We start from the raw sequence: 19,255 nt of genomic DNA, 5'->3' as shown, positions 1-19,255 counted from the left end.
GCCGGCCGCCTGCCCCGGGCCGGCCGCGTCGGCCGGGCCGGCCTCGGGCTCCGGCCGGAGGGACAGGCGCTCGGGCCGCAGGGCGAGGAGCGCCGCGTCCCCCGCCGCCCCGGCCCCGTGATGGTCGTGGCCGCTGAGGGCGCCGAGGGGCGTGTCGAGGCGGCGCAGGCTCCCGGCGCCGCCCTCCCCGAGCCGGCCCTCGATCAGGTTCACGTCGCCGAGGAGCCCGGCGACGTAGCGGCCGGCGGGGCGCTCGTAGAGGGCCTGGGCCGGCCCGACCTGGACCAGCCGGCCGCGCTCCATCACGCCGATGCGGTCGGCGAGCGTCATCGCCTCGGCGGGGTCGTGGGTGACGACCACGAAGGTGGTGGCGAGCCGGCGCTGCAGGGCCCGCAGCTCGCCCTGCGTCGCCTCGCGCAGGGACCGGTCGAGGGCGCCGAGCGGCTCGTCGAGGAGCAGCACCCGGGGCCGCCTGGCCAGGGCCCGCGCCAGCGCCACGCGCTGGCGCTGGCCGCCGGAGAGCCGGTCGGGCCGGCGGGCCTCCAGCCCGTCGAGCTGCACGAGGCGCACGAGCTCGGCGACGCGGGCCGCGACGGCGGCGCGGGGCATGCCCTCCCGGCGCAGCCCGTAGGCGATGTTCCCGGCGACGTCCATGTGCGGGAACAGGGCGTAGGACTGGAACATCATGTTGACGGGCCGCCGGTGCGGCGGCGTCCCGGCGAGGTCCCGCCCGTCGAGGAGGATGCGCCCCCGGCTCGGGTCCTCGAAGCCGGCGAGCAGCCGCAGCAGCGTGGACTTGCCGCAGCCGGAGGGCCCGAGCAGGCAGAAGAACTCGCCCGCCGGCAGGTCGAGCGTCACGTCGTCGACCGCGACGTGCGCGCCGAAGCGCTTCGTCACCCCGTCGAACCGGAGGCGGCCGGAGGAGGAGGGCGGTTCGGCGGGAGCGGCTTGCGTCGTCACGTCGTCCGGGCGGCCGCGCGCGGCGGGCAGTGGAGGGAGCCCCACATACGGGGCAAGGGCGCCGGCGCGTCAAGCCTCGGGCGCCGGGCCGGCGGCCCGGGCCGCGTCCCGGCGCCGCCCCGGGACGAAGGTCGGGTGGCCGTGCGGCTTGTGTGCGCTGCGGCGCAGGACGTATTCCGGTCGGGACACGCGCGGCCTCCCGCCCGCCGCATCGCTCGATCCGGGCGGGCCGCGCATCTCCTCCCGAGACGTGTCGCAGACTCGGCGTCTCTCTCCGGCCAGGAGAGAGACGCTCCTCGTCTCGACGCCCCGGCCCCGGGGGCCCGGCTCCCGGGCCGGCGCGTCAGTGCGCGCCCGCTCCCCCTCCTCCCGGCCGCGGCCGGCGGATCAGCGGCGTGGCGCAGGCCATCGCCGCGAACAGCACGGTGAGCAGCAGGAACACGTCCGCGAAGCTCATCAGCAGCCCCTGCATCCGCACGGTGTTCATCATCGCCTTGAGGGCCATGGCGTCCGGGTTGCCGGCAAGCCCCGAGAAGCCGCGGGTCAGGGCGTCGAGGCGCTCCAGCACCATCGGGTTGGTCCAGGTGAAGCGCTCGTGCAGGCGGGCGAGGTGCAGGTCCCAGCGGTCGTTCAGCGCGGTGTTGATGAGCGCGAGCCCGACCGCGCCGCCGAGGTTGCGCGTGAGATTGTAGAGGCCCGAGGCGTTCTTCATCCGGGCCGGCGGCAGGGTGCCGAGGGCGATGTTGTTGATCGGGATCATGCACAGCATCAGCGAGCAGCCGCGCAGGACCTGGGGCAGCAGCAGCTCGGCGAAGTCCCAGTCCCTGGTGATGCCGGTGACGATCCAGGTGCCGGCCGCGAAGCCCGCGAACCCGAGCGCCATCAGGATGCGCGGGTCGACCCTGCCCGAGAGGCGCCCGGCGATCGGCGCGGTGGCGAACATGCACAGCCCCGAGACGAACATCGTCTCGCCGATCTGGAGGGCCGAGTAGCCCCGCACCCGCCCGAGATAGACCGGGTAGAGGTAGGTCAGGCCGTAGAGGCCGATGCCCATGACGAAGCTGAACAGGCAGCCGCCCGCGAAGTTGCGGTCCGAGAAGGCGCGCAGGTCGACGATCGGCTGCGCGGCCGTGAAGGCGCGCCAGAAGAACCCGGCCCCCGCGGCGACGCAGACGATCCCGGCGAGGAAGATCGCCTCCTCCTGGAACCAGTCGTGCGTCGGCCCCTCCTCCAGCACGTACTCGAGGCAGCCGAGGAACGCCCCCATCAGGACGAGGCCGGCCCAGTCGAAGCGCTTGAGCAGGTCGAGGTTCGGCTTGTCGAAATCGACCAGGAGGTAGGTCGAGACCGTGACGAAGAGGCCCGGCACGATGTTGACGAGGAACAGCCAGTGCCAGTTGAACAGGTCGGTGAGGTAGCCGCCGACCGTCGGGCCGATGGTCGGGGCGAGGGTCGCCACGAGGCCGATCATCGGGGACACGATGGAGCGCTTGGACGGCGGGAAGATCGTGAAGGCCGAGGCGAACACCGTCGGGATCATGCCGCCGCCGATGAAGCCCTGCGCGGCGCGCCAGAGGATCATCTCGCCGATCGTCGACGAGGCGGCGCACATCAGGCTCATCAGCGTGAAGCCGCCGGCCGAGATCACGAACATCCAGCGGGTCGAGAGCACCCGCGACAGCGTGCCCGACAGCGGGATCGAGATCACCTCGGCGATGAGGTAGCTCGTCTGCACCCACGGGATCTCGTCGGCCGAGGCCGAGAGGCCGGCCTGGATCTCCGCCAGGGACGCCGAGACGATCTGGATGTCCAGGATCGCCATGAACATCCCGAACACCATGCAGACGAACGCCACCATGCGGCGGCGGTCGAGCGGCGGGTCGGCGGGGGCGGCGGTGGCGGCGGTGGCGGCCATGACGGAGCTGTCCTCAGGAGCGTCCGACGGACCGGCAACGGCACGTCGCGGGGAGATGCGGGGGGAACCGAACGGCCTCGGCCGGACCCGCCGTGCGGGCGACGCCCCTTGGGGGCCGCGGCGAACCGGCGCCCCCGTCGTCGGGCACCGCCCTGGAGCAGCATCCGATCACGCTGCGATCGGCCGCTGCTCCATGTTTTCGAGTCTGCCGCATTGTCTGCGGCGAACCGGTGTCCACTTCGCCGGAAAATGCTCTAGCGGCGGCCGGCGGTGCGGACCGCCGGGGCGCCCTCCGAGACCGCCGGGAGCGGCGCGATCGGGGCCGGCGGCTGGTCGTCCCTGAGGCCGCGGGTGTCGACCCGCACCACCACCGAGAGGCCGGGGCGCAGCAGGCCCTCGCGGGCGACCGCCTCGGGCACCCGCACCCGCACCGGCAGGCGCTGCACGATCTTCGTGAAGTTGCCGGTGGCGTTGTCGGGCGGCAGCAGGCTGAACACCGAGCCGGAGGCCGGCGACAGGCTCTCGACGGTGCCCTGGATGTCGCGGTCGGGCCAGGCGTCGACCCGGATGTGGACCGGCTGGCCGACGCGGACCCGGGCGAGCTGGGTCTCCTTGAAGTTCGCGTCGACCCGGGCGCTCTGGAGCGGCACCAGGGCGGCGATGCGCGAGCCCGGCGCCACGTAGGCCCCGGCCTCCACCGCCTTGTTGCCGATCACGCCGTCGAAGGGCGCGCGCAGGACCGTGAAGCTGAGGTCGCGCCGGGCCCGGTCGGCCGCGGTCTTGAGCTCGGCCGCGAGGTTCTCGGCCTCCCGGCCCTGCGCCTCCAGCACCGCCACGTTGGCCTGGAGCGCGGTCAGGTTGGCCTCCGCGCCCTTGACGGTGGCGTCCTGGCGGTCGCGGTCGGCCCGCGCCTGCTCGAGGCGCGAGCGGGCCGCGAACTCGGACTGGGCGAGCTGCATCTGGCGCTGGTAGTCGGCCGCCGCCCGGACCTGGTCGGCCTTGGCGGCCTCGATCTGCGCCCCGCCCTGGAGCACCTGGGCGCGGGCGGCCTCGACCTGCCGGCCGATGCGCACGATCGTGCTCCGCTGCGTCGCCAGCTTGTCCTCGGCGGCCTGGAGGGCGAGGCGGTAATCGCCGTCCTCGATGCGGGCGATGACGTCGCCGGCCCGGACCGCCTGCCCGTTCACCACCGGCACCGCGTCGAGGTAGCCCGAGACCTTGGCGGCGAGCGTCGAGATGTCGGCCTGCACGTAGGCGTCGTCGGTCGCGACGAAGAAGCGCCCGACCTTGTACCAGTCGGCGCCCTCAAAGGCCCCGAACGCCGCGGCGCCGAGGAGCAGCGTCGCGACGACGAGCCGGCGCAGGACCCGCCGGCGCGCCGGCGGGGCGGCCTCGGCCGGGCTTCGGGCGGCCGCCGGAGCCGCCACCGGAGCCGCTGCGGCCGCCGCCGGAGCCGCCGGGCGGCCCTGCGCGTAGTCTTCGCGAAACGCCATGGTGCTGATCGCCATCCCCGAGGCCGCCCGCCGGGCCCGCCCGCAGCGCGGGCCCGCTCGCGCCGATTGACGCCGGGCCGGACGCTCGCGATACTACGTTGACCGAACGGTTCGGTCAACGCGCTTGAACGGGGGTCCGGACCGCCCCTCGGTTGACCGCCGGGCCGGTTCCCCGACACAATGGTGCCTCGATGACGAGCGATGCCCCCCTGGATGCCGCCCCGGCGGTCGACACCGACAAGCGCCGCCAGATCCTGGACGGGGCCCGGGAGGTCTTCCTCGCCAGCGGCTTCGACGGGGCCAGCATGGGGGCGATCGCCAAGGCGGCCGGCGTCTCCAAGGGCACGCTCTACGTCTACTTCGACAGCAAGGAGGCCCTGTTCGAGGCGCTGACGCTCGAGGAGAAGCGGACGCTCGCCGAGAACCTGTTCCGCCTCGACCGCGACGACCCGGACGTGGCGGCGGTGCTGCGCCGGCTCGGCTCGAGCCTGATCGACGCCATGGCGCGCCCCGACCACGTCGCCTCGGTCCGCATGGTGATCGGCGCCTCCGAGAAGTTCCCGCGCTTCGGGCGGGCCTTCTACGAGGCCGGGCCGGTGCAGGGCCGCTCGCGGCTGCGGGCCTACCTCGACGCCCAGGTGGCGGCCGGGCGCCTGCGCCCGATGGACACCGACCTCGCGGCGCGCTTCTTCCTCGACCTCTGCGCCGCCACCACCATGCGCCGCCTGCTCTTCGCGGTCGGCGCCCCGCCGACGGAGGCCGAGAAGGCGTACTGGGTCGGCGAGGCGGTGCGGGTGTTCCTGGCCGGCTACGGGCCGGACTGAGCGCCGGCGCGAGGGGCCCCCTCAGGCGTCCTCGCGCAGCGCCTCCGCCACCCGGGCCTCGAGCAGGTCGGGGCGGCGCAGGACCAGGGCGCCGCGGGTGCGGTCGACGAGGCCCTCCTGGGCCATGATGGTGAACTCGCGCGTCACCTGCTCGCGGCGGCAGCCAATGCGGGCGGCGAGCACGTGGTGGTAGGGCGGCGGGCTCACGGCCCGCTCGCCGTCCGAGCCGGCCCGGGGCGAGGACAGGCGCAGGAGCTCGGCGTAGAGGCGGTGGCGCAGGTCGAGGACCGCGTGCTCCATCAGGCGGGCGTTGAGCATGCGCACGCGCTTGGCGAGCAGCCGCAGGAGCCGGTCGGCGATCGGCGGGGCCGCGAACACGATCTGGCGGAAGACGCCGGCCGGCACCACGCAGAGCTCGCCGCGGGTGAGCGCCGTGACGTTGGCCGAGCGGCTCACCCCGTCGATGGCGGCGAGCTCCCCGAAGAACTCCCCGCCCCGCATCTCGCCGAGGATCACCTCCTTGCCCGACTGCGTCCGGTTGAGGATGCGGACCTCGCCGGCGGCGAGCAAGTACACGTCCGTCGAGGCATCGTCGAAGTCGACCAGGATCTCGTTCGCCTCGAAGCGGCGCCAGATGCAGCGCGACTCGAACGGGGTCAGGTCGATGCCCGCTTCCTTGAAGAACGGAAAGACTCCGAGCCGTCCCATGGTGATCCCCGCACCCGCACGCCTGTTTCGTTCTTGCCACGACGCGGTCCTGCTTGCCAGGGTTCGCGGCCACGTCCCACGGGATTGGTCGCCCGCGGGACGGCTTTTTCGCGGAGCCGGCGCCCCGCTCAGGCCTTGACGATGGTCGGCCCGGCGTGGCCGCGGCGGGCCATGACGTTGCGGGTGTCGACCACCAGGGGGGCGTGGGCCGCCACCATGCCGTAATCGACGCCGTCGTGGTCGGTGGCGATCAGCACCGCGTCGACGCCCGCCAGGAGCGCGGGCGAGAGGGCCTGGGAGCGGCGCCCCGCCAGCTCCGGGTGCTCGCGGGTCGGCGGCAGCACCGGCACCAGGGGGTCGTGGTAGAGGGCGCGCGCCCCCCGGGCCTCGATCAGCCGGATCAGCTTCAGGGACGGGCTCTCCCGGGTGTCCTCGACGTTGCGCTTGTAGGCGAGGCCCAGCACCAGCACCCGGGCGCCCGAGAAGGCGCGCCCGGTGCGGTCGACGGCGGCGGCCAGGCGCTCGACCACGTGGTAGGGCATCCGGGTGTTGACCTCGCCCGCGAGCTCGACGAAGCGGGCCGGCACGTCGAACTCCCGCGCCTTCCAGGCGAGGTAGAACGGGTCGATCGGGATGCAGTGGCCCCCGAGCCCCGGCCCGGGCTGGAACGCCATGAAGCCGAAGGGCTTGGTGGCGGCCGCCGCGATCACCTCCCAGACGTCGATGCCCATGGCGTCGTAGACGAGCTTCAGCTCGTTCACGAGGGCGATGTTGACGGCGCGGAAGACGTTCTCGGTGAGCTTCACGGCCTCGGCGGCCGCCGCCGAGGAGACCGGCACGGTCGCGACCGTGAGCGCCCCGTAGAGGGCCTCCGCGAGGCGCCGGGACGCGGGGTCGTCGGCCCCTACCACCTTGGGGATCTGGGCGGTGCCGAACTCGGGGTTGCCCGGGTCCTCGCGCTCGGGGGAGTAGGCCAGGAAGACGTCCTGCCCGACCCGCAGGCCCCCGGCCTCCAGGAGCGGCCGCATCACCTCCGCGGTGGTGCCCGGGTAGGTGGTGGATTCGAGCACGACGAGCTGCCCGGGCCGCAGGGCGGCGGCGATCGCCCGGGCGGTGGCCTCGACGTAGGTGAGGTCGGGCTCGCGGTGGCGCGTCAGCGGCGTCGGCACGCAGATCAGCACCGCGTCGGGCTCGGAGAGCCGCGCGAGGTCCGCGGTCGCCGCGAAGGCGCCCGCGGCCCGCGCCCGCGCCAGCGCCTCGCCCGGGATGTGGTGGAAGGCCCCCTCGCCCCGGTTGAGGGCCTCGACGCGGCCGAGGTCGACGTCGAAGCCGAGCACCGGGAAGCCGGCCCGCACGGCCGCGAGCGCCAGGGGCAGCCCGACGTAGCCGAGGCCGACGATGCCGATCTGCGCCCGGCGCTCGCGCAGGCGCGCCGCGAGGGTCTCGGCAGGGGTGGCCATTGCTGTCCTCGTCTCGACGACCATGCCGTCCGCTTAACGGGGCATGGCGGGGTCGCTGTCAATCCGGCCGGGCCCCGGCGCTCCGCGCGCGCCGCCGGTTCCGTCCCGGCGGTGGCGGGCCGGGGGCGGGCGCCCCGCGCGCCGGGGGTCGGCCCCGCCCTCCCCTTGCCTCCCGGCCTCCCCGCCCCCACAACGCCGCCATGCTCCGCGTGAACGACCTCACCTACCGGATCGGCGACCGCCTGATCCTCGACCATGCCGGCTTCGCGATCCCCGAGGGGGCCCGGGTCGGCCTCGTCGGCCGCAACGGCGCCGGCAAGACCACCCTGTTCCGCATCATCCAGGGCGAGATCCCGAGCGAGGGCGGCGCGATCGGCCTGCCGAAGGGCACGCGCATCGGCGGCGTCGCCCAGGAGGCGCCGGCCGGCCCCGAGACCCTGCACGCCGTGGTGCTCGCCGCCGACACCGAGCGCCGCCGCCTGATGGCCGAGGCCGAGACCGCCGGGGGCCTGCGCCGGGCCGAGATCGAGACCCGCCTCGTCGACATCGAGGCCCACTCGGCGCCCGCCCGGGCCGCCGCGATCCTGCACGGGCTCGGCTTCGACGCGCAGGCGCAGGGCCGCCCCTGCGCGGACTTCTCGGGTGGCTGGCGCATGCGGGTGGCCCTCGCCGCCGTGCTGTTCTCCGAGCCCGACCTCCTGCTCCTCGACGAGCCGACCAACTACCTCGACATCGAGGGCACGCTCTGGCTCTACGACTACCTCGAGCGCTACCCCCGCACGGCGATGATCATCAGCCACGACCGGGACCTCCTCGACACGAGCGTCGACCACATCCTCCACCTCGACCGCGGCCGCCTCGGCCTCTACCGCGGCGGCTACACCGCCTTCGCCCGCCAGCTCGCCGAGAAGCGCACGCTCCAGGCCAAGGCCCGGGTCAAGCAGGAGGCCGAGCGCGCCCACCTCCAGAGCTTCATCGACCGCTTCAAGGCCAAGGCCACCAAGGCCCGGCAGGCCCAGTCGCGCATGAAGCGGCTCGCCAAGATGGAGCCGATCGCGGCGCTCATCGAGGACGACGTGCCGGTGATCCACCTGCCGAGCCCGGAGCGCCCGCTCTCGCCCCCGCTCGTCGCCATGGAGCGGGTCGCGGCGGGCTATCCCGGCCGCACGGTGCTGTCGGGCCTCAACCTGTCCCTCGCCCCCGACGACCGGGTCGCCCTGCTCGGCGCCAACGGCAACGGCAAGTCGACCTTCTGCAAGCTCATCGGCGGGCGGCTCGATCCCCTCTCGGGCGAGATGAAGCGCTGGGGCAAGATGAACGTCGCCTACTTCGCCCAGCACCAGCTCGACGAGCTCAGGGCCGCCGAGAGCGCCGTCGCGCACGTGCGCGACCTGATGCCGGAGGCCCCCGAGGCGAAGGTGCGGGCCGCCGCCGCCCGCCTCGGCTTCCCGGGCCACAAGGCCGACACGCCGGTCTCCCAGCTCTCCGGCGGCGAGAAGGCCCGCCTGCTGATGGGGCTCGCCGCCTTCGCGGGGCCCCACCTCCTGATCCTCGACGAGCCGACGAACCACCTCGACATCGAGAGCCGGCAGGCCCTGGTCGAGGCGATCAACGACTACGAGGGCGCGGTGATCCTGGTCTCCCACGACCGCTTCCTGGTCGAGGCCTGCGCCGACCGGCTCTGGCTGGTCTCGCAGGGCACCGTGCGGCCCTTCGACGGCGACATGGACGATTACCGCCGCCTCGTCCTGTCCGGCCCCGAGCCGGACGCGGCCCGCGAGAGCGAGCCGGCCGGCGGCGCCAGGGCCGTCGAGCGCCGCCAGAACGCCGGGCGCCGGGCCGCGCTCGCCCCCCTGCGCCGCCGGCTCGAGGGGATCGAGGCCCGCATGGCCAAGCTCTCGGGCGCCATCGCCAAGATCGACGCGGCCCTCGCGGACGGCCAGGCCTTCCGCACCGACCCCGCCAAGGCGGGCGAGCTCGCCCGCATGCGGGCCGAGGCCGCGGCGGCGCTGAGCGGGGCCGAGGAGGAGTGGCTGGCGCTCAGCGGGGAGATGGAGGCCGCGGAGGGGTGAGGCCCTCGCGCCCAAGCGGCACCGGACGGGCGCCCGAAATGGGCGGCCCCCAGGCCCCCCGGGCCCACCCGCCCGCGCGCGGAGCCGTCGTGCGCGAAAAAGTCCTTTGACGCGTCGCGGGGTTTCGGCGGAGAACCCCCGGGCATTCTCTCTGGCACCCGCCCGGGGGCGGGGCCCGCGCCGCGCGGACCGGCTCCCGGCGGGCCGGTCCACCCGGACGGCGCGGCCCCATGACCTCCCCCTCCTTCGTCCTCACCCTGTCCTGCACCAACGTCCCGGGGATCGTGGCCGGCGTGTCGGCCTACCTGTTCGAGGCCGGCTGCAACATCCTCGACGCGCAGCAGTTCGACGACGTCGAGACCGGCCGCTTCTTCATGCGGATCGTCCTCAACCCGGTCGGGGCGCCAGTCGCCGCGGACGCGCTCGCGGCGGGCTTCGCGCCGGTGGCGCGGCGCTTCGGCATGGCATGGACCCTGCGCGACCGGGCCGAGCGCCGCCGCGTCATGCTGCTCGCCTCCCGGTTCGACCACTGCCTCAACGACCTCCTGTACCGCTGGCGCATCGGCGAACTGCCCATGGAGGTCTGCGCCGTCGTCTCGAACTACCCCCGCGAGACCTACGGCCACACCGATTTCGGCACGCTCCCGGTCCACCACCTGCCCGTCACGCCGGAGACCAAGCCCGCCCAGGAGGCCGCGCTCTGGCGGCTGGTCCAGGACACCGGCGCCGAGCTCGTGGTGCTCGCCCGCTACATGCAGATCCTCTCGGACGACCTCGCGGGCCGGCTCGCGGGGCGCTGCATCAACATCCACCACTCGTTCCTGCCGGGCTTCAAGGGCGCCAGGCCCTACCACCAGGCGCATGCCCGCGGCGTGAAGCTCATCGGCGCCACCTCGCACCTCGTCACGGGCGACCTCGACGAGGGGCCGATCATCGAGCAGGACGTCGAGCGCATCTCGCACCGCGACACCCCCGAGGACCTCGTCCGCAAGGGCCGCGACATCGAGCGCCGGGTGCTGGCCCGGGCCGTCCGCTACGTGCTGGAGGACCGGGTGATCCCCAACGGGCGCAAGACCGTGGTGTTCACGGATTGAGGCCGCGGTGCGTTCCGGATCGCGGCCGCGGCACGTCTCGGATCGGCCGCGGCGCGTTCCCGGATCGGCCGCGGCGCGTTCCCGGATCGGCCGCGGCGCGTTCCCGGATCGGCCGCGGCGCGTTCGCAGATCGGTCGCGGCGCTTGGCGCGCCCCGGGCGGCCGGGTTAAGGCGGGCGCGACCGGGCGGCGCGCCGCCCCATCCCAGCCGGAGCCCCGCATGTCCGACCTGACCCTCGAGGCCGCCAACACCATCGTGGCGGCCGCCCTCAAGACCGGCCGCGGCCTGGGCCTGAAGCCGCTCGCGGTGCTGGTCTACGACGCGCGCGGGGCCCTCAAGGCGGCCGGCGTCGAGGACGGCACCAGCCTCAGGCGGGCCGAGATCGCCGGGGCCAAGGCCAACGGCGCCCTGGCGTTGGGCCTCGGCTCGCGGGCCATCGCCAAGCGGGCCGAGGACCAGGCCTACTTCGTCGCCGCCGTGACCCACGTCGCCGGGCCCGCGGGCCTCGTGCCGGTGCCGGGCGGCGTGCTGATCCGGCGCGACGGCCGGCTCCTCGGCGCGGTCGGCATCTCGGGCGACACCTCCGACAACGACGAGGCGGCGGCGGTCGCCGGCATCGAGGCCGCCGGATTCCAGGCCGATCCCGGCGCCTGAGCGCGGATGCGCCGCCGCGACCTCCTCGCCGGCCTCGGCGCCGGCGCCCTGGCGCGGGCCACCGGGCCCGTGCGGGCCGCCGGGCCCGCCCGGGCCGCCGGGCCCGCCCGGGCGGGCGGCGCGTCCGTCTACCGCCGGGGCAACGGCGCCGACCCCGAGACCCTCGATCCCCACAAGACCTCGACGGTCGCCGAGGCCACCATCCTGCTCGACCTCTACGAGGGGCTCACCGCCTACGACGGCGGCGGCGACCTCGTGCCGGGCGTGGCCGAGGGCTGGACCACCTCCGCCGACGGCCTGACCTGGACCTTCACCCTGCGCCCCGACGGGCGCTGGTCGAACGGCGACCCCGTCGTGGCCGACGACGTCCTGTTCGGCTTCCGGCGCATGCTCGACCCGGCGACGGGCGCGAAGTACGCGAGCGTCCTGGCGCCGATCCGCCACGCCGAGGCGGTCAACCGCGGCGCCATGCCGCCGGAGGCCGTGGGCGTCGCGGCGCCGGACCCGCGCACCGTGGTGATCGCGCTCGAGCAGCCGACGCCCTACTTCCTCGAGCTGATGACCCACCAGGCGAGCACGCCGGTGCACCGGCCCTCGCTCGCGCGCCACGGCGACGCCTTCAGCCGCCCGGGCAACCTCGTCTCGAACGGCGCCTACGTGCTGCGGGACTTCTCCCCCAACGACCGCATCACGGCCCTGCGCAACCCGCACTACCGCGCGGCCGACGCGGTGAGCATCGCGCAGGTCGAGTACATCCCGACCCCCGACCTCGCCGCGGCGGTCCGGCGCTACGCGGCCGGCGAGATCGATTCCCTCGACGACCTGCCGGCCGACCAGGTCCGCTCCCTCAGGAGCCGCTTCGGCGACCAGGTGGTGCTCAACCCCGCCCTCGGCGTGCTCGCCCTGATGGTCAACGTCCGCAAGGCGCCCCTGGACGACGCCCGGGTGCGGCGCGCCCTGTCGCTCGCCCTCGACCGGGAGTTCCTGGCCGAGGTGGTCTGGGGCGAGACGATGCTGCCGGCCTACTCCTTCACGCCGGCCGGGCTCGACAACGCCCTGCCGCCCCCCGAGATGCCGGGCCGGGACCGCTCGCCGCTGGAGCGCGAGGACGAAGCGGTGGCGCTCCTGCGCGAGGCCGGCTACGGGCCGGGCGGCCGGGCCCTCGCGGTCGAGGTCCGCTACAACACCACCGACAACAACCGGAACACCATGGTGGCGGTCGCCGACATGTGGCGGCCGCTCAACGTGACGACCTCCTTCGTCAACACCGACGCCAAGACCCACTTCGCGTACCTGCGCGACGGCGGCCCCTTCGACCTCGCCCGGATGAGCTGGATCGCCGACTACGCCGACCCGCAGAACTTCCTGTTCCTGGTCGAGAGCCAGAACGACGGCTTCAATTCCGGCCGCTACGCCAGTCCCGCCTACGACGCGCTGATGCGCGAGGCCGCCCGCGAGACCGACCTGCCGCGGCGCGCCGGGATCCTGCACCGGGCCGAACGGCTCTTCCTCGACGACCTGCCCTGGATCCCCCTGCTGCACTACCGGCACAAGCACCTCGTCTCGCCGCGCCTGCGGGGCTTCCGGCCGAACCTGCGCGGCGTCTCGCCGACCCGCTGGCTGTCCCTGGCGCCGTGAGGCCGGCGCCGCGGCGGGGCGGCCCCGGCCCGACGCGGGGGCGGCCGGGGCGAGGCCGCGCGCGCCGGCCGCGCCCGGTCGGCCCGGGCGGACCGGCCGCCTGTCCAAAACGGCCGCGATCGCCTATCGTCCGGGCCGCGGATCGCCGCGGGGAACCGCCCCTCCCCGGGGCCCCCGTGCTCCGGGAGACCGTCGCCGCCCCATGATGCCAAGGCCGTGATCCCGTTCGTGCTGCGCCGCCTGGCGCAGGGCGTCCCGACGCTCCTCGTCGTCGTCACCCTGTCGTTCTTCCTGGTGCGGCTCGCGCCCGGCGGGCCCTTCGACCTGGAGCGCCCGCTCGCGCCGGCCGCCATGGAGAACCTGCGGCGCGTCTACGGCCTCGACCAGCCGCTCCTCGTCCAGTTCGGGCGCTACCTCGCGGCGCTCGCCCGCGGCGATCTCGGCCCCTCCTTCTCGGTGCGCGACCTCTCGGTGGCGGAGCTCCTCGCCCGCGGCCTCCCGGTCTCGGCGACGCTGGGCGCCCTCGCCCTCGGGCTCGCCCTCGCCCTCGGGGTGAGCCTGGGGGGCCTCGCGGCCTGGCGGCGGGGCTCGGCCCTCGACCACGCCGTGACGGCGCTCGGGACCCTCGGCCTCACCGTGCCGGGCTTCGTGGTGGCGCCGCTGCTCCAGATCGCCTTCGGCCTCACCCTGCGCTGGCTGCCGGTGGGCGGCTGGGAGGACGGCGCGCCCCGCAACCTCGTCCTGCCGGTGGCGACGCTCGCCCTGCCGCAGGTCGCGGTGATCGCCCGCCTGACCCGGGCCGGGCTCGTCGAGGCGGCGGGCCGGCCCCACCTGCGCACGCTGCGATCCCTCGGGCTGGCGCCCCGCACGCTCGCGCTCCACGCCCTGCGGGGGGCGGCGCTGCCGGTCGTCGCCTACCTGGGGCCGGCCGCGGCGGGCCTCCTCACCGGCTCGGTGGTGGTCGAGACGGTGTTCGGCCTGCCCGGGGTCGGGCGCTACTTCGTCGACGGGGCGCTCAACCGCGACTACACGCTGGTGATGGGCACCGTGGTGCTGATCGGGGTGTTCGTCCTCGTCTTCAACCTGCTCACCGACCTCGCCTACGCCCTGGTGGACCCGCGGGTGCGGGACCAGGGATGAGCGCGCGGGACCTCGACGACGGCGCCTCCCTGGCGCTGCGGGTGCGCCGGCGCCTCCTCGGCGACCGGCTGGCCGGCGCGAGCCTCGCGGTGCTCCTCGGGGTGGCGCTCGCCTGCCTCGTCGGGCCCCTCCTCACCGGGCACCCCTACGACCGGATCTACTACGACTACCCCCGGACCCCGCCCTCCCTCGCCCTCTACCCGCGCCCCGGGACCGTGGAGCCGGCGCTCGCGCGCCTCGCCTTCCGAATGCGGGTGCGGGCCGAGGACGTGGCGGTCGGGCCCGACGCCGTGCGCCTGACGCTCGCCGCCGACGGGCCCGTGGACGCCCGGGTGCTGACCTACTTCGCCCGCTCCGACCTGTTCGGCGCCGCCCGGGTACTCGCGCGCTCCGGGGACGGGACGCGCCTGACCGTCGAGGCCCCCTTGCGCCGCACGCGCTTCCTCGCCGGCACCGACGGGCTCGGGCGCGACCTCCTCACGCGCACGCTCGCGGGGGGCCGCGTCTCGCTGGCGCTCGGGCTCATGGCCACCGCCGTGGCCCTCGGCATCGGGGTCGCCTACGGGGCGGCCGCCGGCTACCTCGGCGGCCGGGCCGACGCCGTGATGATGCGCCTCGTCGACATCCTGTACGCCCTGCCCTTCGTGTTCTTCGTCATCATGCTGGTGGTGTTCTTCGGCCGCTCGGTCGGGCTGATCTTCCTCGCGGTCGGCGCCGTGGAGTGGCTCGACATGGCCCGCATCGTCCGGGCCGAGGCGATGGCGATCCGGCGCCAGGACTACGTGCGGGCCGCGGAGGCGCTCGGCCTCACCACGGCCGCGATCCTGCGCCGGCACGTGGTGCCGAACACGCTCGGGCCGGTGGTGGCCTTCGCGGCCCTCCTGGTCCCCCGGGTGATCCTGCTCGAGAGCTTCCTGTCGTTCCTCGGCCTCGGCGTGCAGGAGCCGATGACGAGCTGGGGCGTGCTGATCGCCGACGGCGCCCGCAGCATCGAGACCTCGCCCTGGATGCTCCTCGTCCCGGCCTGCGCCCTCGTCGCCACCCTGATGGCGCTGACGCTCCTCGGCGAGGGCCTGGCGGACGCCCTCGACCCGCGGGGGCCGCGATGAGCCTCCTCGCCGTGCGGGCCCTGCGGGTGCGCTATCCCGGCCTCACGGCCCTCGACGGGCTCGACCTCGACATCGCCCGCTCCGAGACCCTGGCCCTCGTGGGCGAGTCGGGCTCCGGCAAGAGCCAGGCGGCCCTGGCCGTGATGGGCCTCCTGCCGGCGGACGCGGCGGTCTCGGGCTCCGTCCGGTTCGACGGCACGGAGCTGGTCGGGGCGCCGCGCCGCGCCCTCGACCGCGTCCGCGGCGCCCGCATCGGCATGGTGTTCCAGGAGCCGATGACGGCCCTCGACCCGCTGTTCACGGTCGGGCACCAGATCGGCCTGCCGCTCAGGGCCCATCGCGGTCTCGGCCGGCGCCAGGCGGCGGCGCGGGCGCGGGACCTCCTCGGCCTCGTGGGCCTCCGGGACGCCGCCGGGCGCCTCGGCGCCTACCCGCACGAATTGTCGGGGGGCGAGCGCCAGCGCGTGATGATCGCCATGGCGCTCGCCTGCGAGCCCGACCTCCTCGTCGCGGACGAGCCCACCACCGCCCTCGACGTCACCGTGCAGGCCCAGCTCCTCGACCTCCTGGCCGGCCTCAAGGAGCGGCTCGGGCTCGCGATGCTGTTCATCACCCACGACCTGCGCCTGGCGCGCCGCATCAGCCAGCGCACCGCGGTGCTGCGGGCCGGCCGCCTCGTCGAGGCGGGGCCGACGGACCGGCTCTTCGCCGCGCCGCGGGCGGCCGAGACCCGCGACCTCCTCGCCGCCGAGCCCGCCGGCCGCAAGAGCCCGCCGCCCGCCGGCGCCCCGACCGTGCTCGAGGCGCGGGGCGTGGGCGTCGCCTATCCGGGCCGCCGGGGCCTCCTGCGGGCCGGGCCGCCCCGCGTCGCGGTCGCGGGCATCGACGTGACCCTGCGGGCGGGCGAGACCCTCGGGGTGGTGGGGGAATCGGGGTCCGGCAAGTCGAGCCTCGGGCGGGCGCTCCTGCGCCTCGAGCCCGCGGCCCACGGCCTCGTGCGCGTCGAGGACCGCGACCTGACGCGCCTCGACCGCCGGCAGCTGCGGCCCCTGCGGCGCGGCTTCCAGCCCGTGTTCCAGGACCCGACGGGCTCGCTCTCGCCCCGGCTCACCGCCGGCGAGATCGTCGCCGAGGGGTTGCGGGTCCACGCCCCGTCCCTCGGCGCGGCGGAGCGCGACGCCCGGGCGGCCGAGGCCTTCGCGGAGGTGCGGCTCGACCCGGCCTGGCGCCACCGCTACCCCCACGCCTTCTCGGGCGGCCAGCGCCAGCGCATCGCCATCGCGCGGGCGATGATCCTGCGGCCGCGCCTCGTGATCCTCGACGAGCCGACCTCGGCCCTCGACCGCACGGTGCAGCGCGACATCGTCGCGCTCCTGCGCGAGCTCCAGGCCGCCCACGGCCTCGCCTACCTGTTCATCAGCCACGACCTCGCGGTGGTGCGGGCCCTGGCCGACGCCGTGCTGGTCCTGCGCGGCGGCCGCGCGGTGGAGCGCGGGCCGACCGCCGACGTGCTCGAGCGGCCCCGGGAGGCCTACACCCGGGCGCTGGTCGCGGCGGCGGGGCTGGGCCCGGCCTAGGAACGGGCCCCGCCCCGCCGGTGGGCGCCGCCGGGCGGCGCCTTGACGGGCGCGGGCGGGCGCGCCACGTCGCCCACGGTCGCGCGAGGCCGAGACCCCGCGGGCCCGAGACCCCGCGAGGCCGAGACCCCGCGAGCCGAGGAGACCCGAGACCCGATGCGCCCCGCCTTCGCCCTCACGCTGCTCGCCGCCCTCGCCGGGCCGGCCCTCGCCCAGCCCCGCCCCAAGGAGCCGCCGCGCCCCTCCAGGGAGGCCCCGCCGCCGCCGGACGCCGGCGCCGCGCTGCTGTTCCCGTGCCGGTCCGCGACGGAGGTCTGCTACGTCGGCGTGGTGAAGGACGGCAAGGTCGCGGTCCTGTTCACTAACGACCCGAAGGGCGAGGAGATCTCCGGCAAGCCCCTCGCGGTGGCGGGCGACGGGCTCGACCTCGCCCGGCAGGAGGGCCGCACGGTGATGCTGGTCGGCGCCTACGACCCCAAGGCCGGCCTGACCAGGGCCGAGGTGGTCGACGTCGCGAGCCCGCTCGTCGCCTTCGCCATCAAGGCGGCGGTCGGCAACACCGACGGGGGCGAGGAGCCCGCCCCCCCGCCGCCGGCGCCCCGCCGACGCTGAGCGCCGCCGCAAACCGGCCCGGGAGCGCCGCGGACCGGCCCCGGGAACGCGGCCGGGTTGATGCACTAAAATATTAATGCTTTGATGCGGCCTCCACGCGCCGCCCGGTTCGGCGGCCACGGAGCGGCGAAGCCGCCCGGCCCGTCGGGGGAGGATCGCGCGCGGGGCGGGCGGCCGGGCGGCCGGCCCGCCTCCCCGGTTCCGCTCGCGCGGGGCGGTGCGCGCGCCGCGCGCCCTCTTCAAGCGGCCGGCGGCGCGCCGGCGCGCCCGACCGGGAGACGTTTCGCCATGCCCCTGAGCCCCGAGACCCGCGCGACGCTGCGGACCGTGAGCACCGCGACCCTGGCCACCGCCCTGTTCAAGCGCGGCCTGCGCAACCAGTTCATCCAGGACGTGCGCCCCCTCAACCCGAATGCCGGGCCGATGGTCGGGGAGGCCTACACCCTGCGCTACATACCGGCGCGGGAGGACCTCAACACCCTGGCGGCGTTCCGCGATCCCGCGCACCCGCAGCGCGTCGCCGTCGACCGGTGCCCCGAGGGCGCCGTGCTGGTGATGGACAGCCGCAAGAACGCCCGGGCCGCGTCCGCCGGCGGGATCCTGGTCACCCGGCTGATGAAGCGGGGCGCGGCCGGCGTCGTCACCGACGGGGGTTTTCGCGATTCGCCCGAGATCGCGGCGCTGCCCTTCCCGGCCTACCACAGCCGCCCCTCGGCCCCGACCAACCTGACCCTGCACCAGGCCCTCGACATCAACGTGCCCATCGGCTGCGGCGACGTCGCGGTGTTTCCCGGCGACGTGGTGGTGGGCGACGGCGAGGGCGTGATCGTGATCCCGGCCGGGCTCGCCGACGAGGTCGCCCGGGAGGCCGCCGAGATGACGGTGTTCGAGGATTTCGTGCTCGAGGAGGTCAACCGGGGCCGGGGCGTGATCGGCCTCTACCCCCTGGTCGACGAGGCCGCCGCGGCCGACTTCGCGGCCTGGCGCGCCCGCACCGGGCGCTGACGGGCCCGGGGCCGCCGGCGCGCGCGGGCGGGCGCGCCCCTTCGAGGCGAGCCGGCATCCAGAGCCCGCCCGCGCGCCGGCGCGCGGCGGGAGCGCCGCCTCACAGGTGGCGCAGGCCGAGCTCCCGGATCAGCGGGATCAGCGCGTCCCGGGCCCGCACCCGGTGGGTGCGGGCGCTCGCGTGGGCGCCCGCCGGGTCGCCGGCGAGCAGGGCCGCGACGATGGCGCGGTGCTCGGCCGCCGCCCGGACGGGCCGGGGCCGCAACCGGAGGGTGAGCATCCGGGCCCGGTGGGCCTGGTCGTCGACCTGGCCGGCGATCCGCCGCAGGCGGCCGTTGCCGCAGGCCTCCACCAGCTCCCGGTGGAAGGCCGCGTCCGCCGCCGCCCAGGCGGCGAGGTCGTCGGCCGCGAGCGCCGCCTCCATGGCGTCCGTCGACGCGCCCAGGGCCGCGGCCGCGCGCCGGCGCGCGGGCTCGGGCATCCCGGCGATCAGCTCGGCCGCCATGGCCTCGACCGCGATGGTGACGTCGTAGATCTCGCGCACGTCCTCGGGTGCGAGCGCGGCGATCACCACCCCGCGCTTGGGCAGCACCCGCACCAGCCCGTCCGCCTGGAGGCGGATCAGGGCCTCGTGCACGGGCGTGCGGCTCATGCCGAGCCGGAGCGCGATCTCCTGCTCCGAGCCCTGGTAGCCCGGCGGGAAGACGTTCTCGCGGATCGCCTCCCGCAGGGCCCGATAGGCGTCGCCGACGAGCGAGGGCCGCTCCTCCGGGATCGCCCGCTCCTGTTCCAGCACCATCGCGGCCTCCTTGCATGGAAGATCCTACGCATGATGCGGGGCGTGCGCCAGCGTCTCGCGGACCGGCATGCCGACTTCCATGGAAGATCACCCGGCAGCGGGATTGCCGGCGCGGCGCGCGACCGGGCCGGGGCCGGGAGGAGCGGCGCGGCTCCGCGGGCCGGCCGCGCGGCGACCACCCGGCGCCCGCGAGGC

16 protein-coding genes are annotated in these 19,255 nt (G+C 75.7%); 10 read left to right on the top strand and 6 right to left on the bottom strand.

Annotated features, from left to right (window positions below):
* The 3 genes from DT057_RS27835 to DT057_RS27825 form a co-directional block, all read right to left on the bottom strand.
* On the bottom strand, window positions 1-960 hold a 960-nt coding region (locus DT057_RS27835), incomplete at its 3' end, for an ABC transporter ATP-binding protein (RefSeq protein ID WP_162501529.1).
* Between the two features lie 343 nt (window positions 961-1,303).
* Entirely contained in the window at window positions 1,304-2,875 is a 1,572-nt protein-coding gene (locus DT057_RS27830) for a DHA2 family efflux MFS transporter permease subunit (protein WP_128565337.1), read from the bottom strand.
* Window positions 2,876-3,129: 254 nt separating this feature from the next.
* Entirely contained in the window at window positions 3,130-4,368 is a 1,239-nt protein-coding gene (locus DT057_RS27825; RefSeq protein ID WP_128565336.1) for an HlyD family secretion protein, read from the bottom strand.
* Window positions 4,369-4,559: 191 nt separating this feature from the next.
* Here DT057_RS27825 and DT057_RS27820 point away from each other — a divergent pair, with 191 nt between their 5' ends.
* A complete protein-coding gene (locus tag DT057_RS27820; protein ID WP_128565335.1) occupies window positions 4,560-5,192 on the top strand; it encodes a TetR/AcrR family transcriptional regulator in 633 nt (210 codons plus the stop codon).
* 21 nt (window positions 5,193-5,213) lie between these two features.
* On the opposite strand, the gene DT057_RS27815 is transcribed toward DT057_RS27820, so the two are convergent.
* Both DT057_RS27815 and DT057_RS27810 read right to left on the bottom strand, forming a co-directional pair.
* Window positions 5,214-5,900: a Crp/Fnr family transcriptional regulator gene (locus DT057_RS27815; protein WP_128565334.1), complete on the bottom strand. Its 687-nt coding sequence runs from the start codon at window positions 5,898-5,900 to the stop codon at window positions 5,214-5,216.
* 128 nt (window positions 5,901-6,028) lie between these two features.
* Window positions 6,029-7,360, bottom strand: a complete 1,332-nt coding sequence (locus DT057_RS27810; protein WP_128565333.1) for a nucleotide sugar dehydrogenase — start codon at window positions 7,358-7,360, stop codon at window positions 6,029-6,031.
* Window positions 7,361-7,560: 200 nt separating this feature from the next.
* On the opposite strand from DT057_RS27810, the gene DT057_RS27805 reads away from it, so the two are divergent.
* From DT057_RS27805 to DT057_RS27765, 9 genes are all read left to right on the top strand, one after another.
* Complete coding sequence (locus tag DT057_RS27805) at window positions 7,561-9,432, top strand: ABC-F family ATP-binding cassette domain-containing protein (RefSeq protein WP_128565332.1); 1,872 nt, start codon at window positions 7,561-7,563, stop codon at window positions 9,430-9,432.
* 230 nt (window positions 9,433-9,662) lie between these two features.
* Window positions 9,663-10,526: a formyltetrahydrofolate deformylase gene (purU, locus tag DT057_RS27800; RefSeq protein WP_128565331.1), complete on the top strand. Its 864-nt coding sequence runs from the start codon at window positions 9,663-9,665 to the stop codon at window positions 10,524-10,526.
* Between the two features lie 219 nt (window positions 10,527-10,745).
* Window positions 10,746-11,180: a GlcG/HbpS family heme-binding protein gene (locus DT057_RS27795; protein ID WP_128565330.1), complete on the top strand. Its 435-nt coding sequence runs from the start codon at window positions 10,746-10,748 to the stop codon at window positions 11,178-11,180.
* 6 nt (window positions 11,181-11,186) lie between these two features.
* Complete coding sequence (locus DT057_RS27790; protein ID WP_128565329.1) at window positions 11,187-12,818, top strand: peptide ABC transporter substrate-binding protein; 1,632 nt, start codon at window positions 11,187-11,189, stop codon at window positions 12,816-12,818.
* 216 nt (window positions 12,819-13,034) lie between these two features.
* Complete coding sequence (locus DT057_RS27785) at window positions 13,035-13,958, top strand: ABC transporter permease (protein WP_128565328.1); 924 nt, start codon at window positions 13,035-13,037, stop codon at window positions 13,956-13,958.
* Window positions 13,955-15,067, top strand: coding sequence for an ABC transporter permease (locus DT057_RS27780; RefSeq protein ID WP_128565327.1), 1,113 nt, complete (start codon window positions 13,955-13,957; stop codon window positions 15,065-15,067). The genes DT057_RS27785 and DT057_RS27780 overlap by 4 nt, the downstream gene beginning before the upstream one ends.
* Window positions 15,064-16,644 carry an ABC transporter ATP-binding protein gene (locus tag DT057_RS27775; protein WP_128565326.1) on the top strand — a complete coding sequence of 527 codons (1,581 nt, stop codon included), beginning with the start codon at window positions 15,064-15,066 and terminating at the stop codon, window positions 16,642-16,644. Before DT057_RS27780 ends, DT057_RS27775 begins: the two co-directional genes overlap by 4 nt.
* A gap of 156 nt (window positions 16,645-16,800) precedes the next feature.
* Complete coding sequence (locus DT057_RS27770) at window positions 16,801-17,256, top strand: hypothetical protein (RefSeq protein WP_128565325.1); 456 nt, start codon at window positions 16,801-16,803, stop codon at window positions 17,254-17,256.
* A gap of 288 nt (window positions 17,257-17,544) precedes the next feature.
* Window positions 17,545-18,261 carry a ribonuclease activity regulator RraA gene (locus tag DT057_RS27765; protein WP_203236394.1) on the top strand — a complete coding sequence of 239 codons (717 nt, stop codon included), beginning with the start codon at window positions 17,545-17,547 and terminating at the stop codon, window positions 18,259-18,261.
* 100 nt (window positions 18,262-18,361) lie between these two features.
* Here DT057_RS27765 and DT057_RS27760 read toward each other — a convergent pair whose 3' ends face one another.
* Window positions 18,362-19,060 carry a GntR family transcriptional regulator gene (locus DT057_RS27760; RefSeq protein WP_128565324.1) on the bottom strand — a complete coding sequence of 233 codons (699 nt, stop codon included), beginning with the start codon at window positions 19,058-19,060 and terminating at the stop codon, window positions 18,362-18,364.
* Between the last annotated feature and the right edge of the window lie 195 nt (window positions 19,061-19,255).

This window comes from Methylobacterium crusticola (genome assembly GCF_003574465.1).
Classification (GTDB): Bacteria; Pseudomonadota; Alphaproteobacteria; order Rhizobiales; family Beijerinckiaceae; genus Methylobacterium; species Methylobacterium crusticola.
Note: the sequence above shows the minus strand (reverse complement) of the source record. Positions and strands in the feature narration are given on the sequence as shown.